Origin of the sequence: Weissella cibaria (assembly GCF_004521965.1) — a bacterium.
GTDB classification, from domain to species: domain Bacteria; phylum Bacillota; class Bacilli; order Lactobacillales; family Lactobacillaceae; genus Weissella; species Weissella cibaria_A.
In genome coordinates, this window is sequence record NZ_SDGK01000095.1 from 1 (window position 1) to 4223 (window position 4223).

Sequence of the window (4223 nt, forward strand, 5' to 3'; positions counted from 1 at the left end):
AATTTACTAGAACGATCAGAATAGCTATATATCAACATCTGTGTTGACAAAGCATAGAAAATCAGCTGCCTAAGCAAGGTTCAAAATATTAAATTTTACCGATCATCAGTACCATTTGACTTTGAACCAATCCGAAAGGTGCTTTTAAAACCATATTTTTTTAAATTATCTATTGCGAATTACTCTAACCATTCCAAATATAATCAGTGAGGTAATAGTTATTAGTGATATGACAATAGTTACTCGAAGATATGGGGTATGGTACTTAAGTTCTACTAAGTGATTGCCTTTGTTTAACGCAAACCCAATAAAACCAACATTTGTCTTTACGATCTTTGCATATTTTCCATCGATTAGCAAATTCCAGCCAGATTCTAGATATGGAATAGACGTAGCCATAAATTGTTTTTTTGATGCAACATTAATAGTTGTCCGTAATCCCTTGTTACTTAATTTAACATCAATGTCTTTATTTTTTTTATGAATTTGCTCAACAGAACGTTTCACATTTCTCATTTGAACTGCAACAATTTCCATTTTTTTAAAACTCAAAATGCCTTTTTTGTTTAATTTAATATCCACAAAATGTCTTTGGGCATCCGAACTTCCTAAATTAATCATCACTTTTTCTTGAGGATTGTAAAAGGTAGTTTGCTGTTGACCATAATCTATGAATGAATTTTCGTACTTATTACTTGCAGTAAACTTCAAAATGTACGCAGTCTTGTCTGAATTGCCCCAATTAATCAATTCATTGAATTTCTTTTGTCTTCCTGAAACTCTTCCAATTCCCATAGAATGGCTTGGTACATCTTCATTTGTGGCTTCAATGTTGTGAATTGCCTGTGCAAATGTTTGTGATTTAAAATGCAGACCCTCAAAATATAGCATTAATTGGTAACCGCTATTATTCACTTTGTTAGGTAGTGATACTCTAACCGTTTGGCTGTTGAGAAAATTGAACTTCCCTTCCTGCTGGGTATCCAGCGTAACAGGCTCATTTTCCGTGTTTATTACCCCAGTTTTCTTTTCATCTATAACTGTATTGTTGGTCAGTACTGAAGATCTTTGCCAACTTGGTAAAGCATAATACTGTCGTTCTGAAATAGTGTTATCTGCCCTGTACACCAAAGGAACAGATGTCTTACTTGTATATAGTGGCGACACACCATTGTTCTTATACAAGACAAACGGCAACCGCTTATTTCCAGAGTACGAATATATCTGATTCACACCAAGCAGTGACAACAATTCTTCACGATTGTCCATCTGACGCAAAGGATCCAATTTCTGCGTAGGTGTATTTACAACAGATTTAGAAAAATCATACACAAATTTATTATCCAAAGAATTGTATGATTCAAGTGTCATAGCATGATCGAATTGAGCAAAATTTGCTCGATTAAGTGAACTTGTCAAGTCCGTTGAAGCGTAACTAACTCGCTGTGCTTTTGTTTTTTCAAATACGTCAAAAGGGTGATAATCCTTAATACGGGATTGACTATACAAATTAACAAGGTTGCCACCCGTATCAGAATAAGCAAACGCCCCTACTCCAACAATATTAAACACAGCAATGAACAGTAGGGAATTCTTTCTTTTTTTGGAAGGAAATGCAATTACAAATGAAGCCGCAACCAGGCTAACCATCGAAATTAATGCGTACCCCTTACTAAGGCTGATTGGTAATGCAACTACAACCGCCACAAAGGCAATCCCAATGGTTACAAAAACTGTAACCTGTAACCTATGATTAAATATAGTTTCTAAATTTTCTACCATCCAAGCTGTTGCGTAACTTATCGTCAAGATAAATATAATCACCCAGCGATTCGAAGGTGTAGTTCCTCCATTCATAATCGCTGCAACGAGTGGAAACATTAGCATTATCAATTGAATGAAAAGTGCAGCTACTAATTTTTTGTTTTGTTTCCAAAACACAAAAGCAACTACCAAAGAGATGAAAGCCACAGCATTTACTGCTACGTTAGTATAAAAGCCAGGAGATTTAAGAACGAATAATCCTTGTACAAAATTAAAATAATATTTTGCTGGGTATAACCATAAGCCATTAGCTATGACTCCTCCAGCTCTTGGAGAATTTAAAATCGCTCGTACGGATTGTACCCAAAAAGGCATTGAAATCAATAAAGAAATTATCCCAGCAAAAATCGTCTTCCAAAGGACAATTATTTTAATTCTTTTCTCTTGTTCAGAAAAAATAAGCCCAATTAAAAAGTAAGCAATTGCACCGAGACCAATTATGTACGTAGTATATACATTGCTCATCAAAGAATACGTTACCGTTATTATGAAAACGGCATAATTTTTGCCAGAAATAATTAAATCAGTACCATACAAAATTAATGGTAGGAGCCACATGGCGTTTACAAACATTGGATGCAACGCAGGAATATTCATACCTGAAAACGTGTATGTCACGCTTGCCAAAACTACAGCAACGGTATTTTTAAAATGGTTAGAAAAGTAGAGAATTGCTGCTGCTCCAACCAAATATAAACGTAGCAAATAAAAAAAACTATACGTCCAATCTAAATGTTTGATCGGTAACAACGCATTTACCCATCCCAGTACATCTCCAAGATTGTAATAAGATAAAATACTTACAGCATCACTTCCGACACCATGATTCCAATCCCAGTTATTCCAAAAACCCAGTCCATACGTATAAATGTATTCATGCAAAGTTTTTACATAAGCCACGTGTTGTCTGAAAGCATCTGCATGGTCTACAAGTGTATACCCAAATAAAAAATTGCTACTAAAAGTTACAACTACATATAGTAAAAATATAAAGGTGTATACTATGTAACTTTTTTTTAAAAAAATATTCATCTAAAAATTTCCTTTAAGCCCTGTGAAGATTAACAAACGAAGGAAATACCCATGTCATGCGTTTGTTAGGTTCGTCCATCATTATTCATTAACCATTTTATTTTTTGTAAGAAATTTACTATTCAACATAGCAAACACCTTACCGATATATTGCCGTATTAAATCTAAAATCATGCCTGTGACAAATATCCCCAACGCAGATACAATCAAACCACCACCAATTCTAAGCCATGCCACCTAGTAGGATTAACAATCTCGCTCCACATGTAGATACTAAATGTGGGACTATCATGAAACAGGTATACACCGACTGTAGTGCTTGCTATCAAATTAATAACTGGAACACTTCCAAACTCCCAATCCTTAAATAATACAAATATCAAGAACGCGATAATAAAAGCACCAACATTGAATCCACTAACAAAAAACAACCTTAGCCCCGAAAAGAAAGCGTTTGATTTTGCAGCTGCCATTAGCGCCCCCGTTACAATTGACGTAGCAACAAGAATTGCACCAATCAACATAAATATCTTAATTTTTTCTATTTTTATATTATATTTTTGAGCATACGCCCCATGCAGTATGAAACAATCAGACTTATTAATTAATTTTTCATATTCAGCATGATTATTGGTAATCCAATCATACACACGGATCCAATCAATCCAACCCTCGCTATTCTTTTGTCTAGGTCATTCATCACCATATTTAATAAAGGGCTTAAAATCAAAATCAACGCAAAATCAGTTGGAAACCAATAATCGGCCATAATAAGAGGGAATATAATCCTTGTAGTACCGAGCAAATCTGGTAACGTTCCTTGAAATGCGTAAGTTAGAAGGACAACAACTATTGAAAAATACATAGTTTGTTTGCTGAGGCCGATAACCCTTTGCCACCTAAACGCCTTATTCAGCATAAAATAACCTGTAATCATAACAAACAAAACCACTCCCAATTTGCCACCCATTCGAAGTATAGATAAGCCCAAAGCCTTTTCTGAAAACACATCTGTAGGCCCACAAAGTTGTTATAAATTACAAAATGACAACAAATAATCATAAACATCGCCACTATACGCAATAATTCTAAATTACTTTGACGGGCTCTTTTGTTCTTCACCATAATTACGTAATCCTTTTTTCAAATCTATGATTGATTATATCAACATAATACTGAAAAATAACTGTTTTATTAAATTTTTACCCGGGTTATTCATCAAGACAAACAAAACCCGTTGAAACAGCAAGTTAATACCGTTTCAGCGGGTTTTGCGCTTTCACCCGTTGGGTGAAAACCATAAGAGCTCTTTTGTTTATGCGCAAAACATGGCATCTCAACCAACTATTTCCAGATTTCTATCACAT

The 4223-nt window shown here is 34.6% G+C and carries 3 protein-coding genes; all 3 read right to left on the reverse strand.

Going from position 1 to position 4223, the window contains the following annotated elements; all coding sequences use genetic code 11:
• Window positions 1–165: 165 nt before the first annotated feature.
• Window positions 166–2856, reverse strand: coding sequence for a YfhO family protein (locus EST42_RS10195; protein WP_134645312.1), 2691 nt, complete (start codon window positions 2854–2856; stop codon window positions 166–168).
• Between the two features lie 206 nt (window positions 2857–3062).
• Window positions 3063–3506: a hypothetical protein gene (locus tag EST42_RS10695; RefSeq protein WP_167711258.1), complete on the reverse strand. Its 444-nt coding sequence runs from the start codon at window positions 3504–3506 to the stop codon at window positions 3063–3065.
• Window positions 3461–3865 carry a hypothetical protein gene (locus EST42_RS10205; RefSeq protein WP_134645314.1) on the reverse strand — a complete coding sequence of 135 codons (405 nt, stop codon included), beginning with the start codon at window positions 3863–3865 and terminating at the stop codon, window positions 3461–3463. The genes EST42_RS10695 and EST42_RS10205 overlap by 46 nt, the downstream gene beginning before the upstream one ends.
• Window positions 3866–4223: the final 358 nt, after the last annotated feature.

What these genes read in the sequence shown, in the direction of transcription:
- EST42_RS10195 (WP_134645312.1), bottom strand. Translation starts at nt 2,856, where the DNA reads ATGAATATTTTTTTAAAAAAAAGTTACATAGTATACACCTTTATATTT.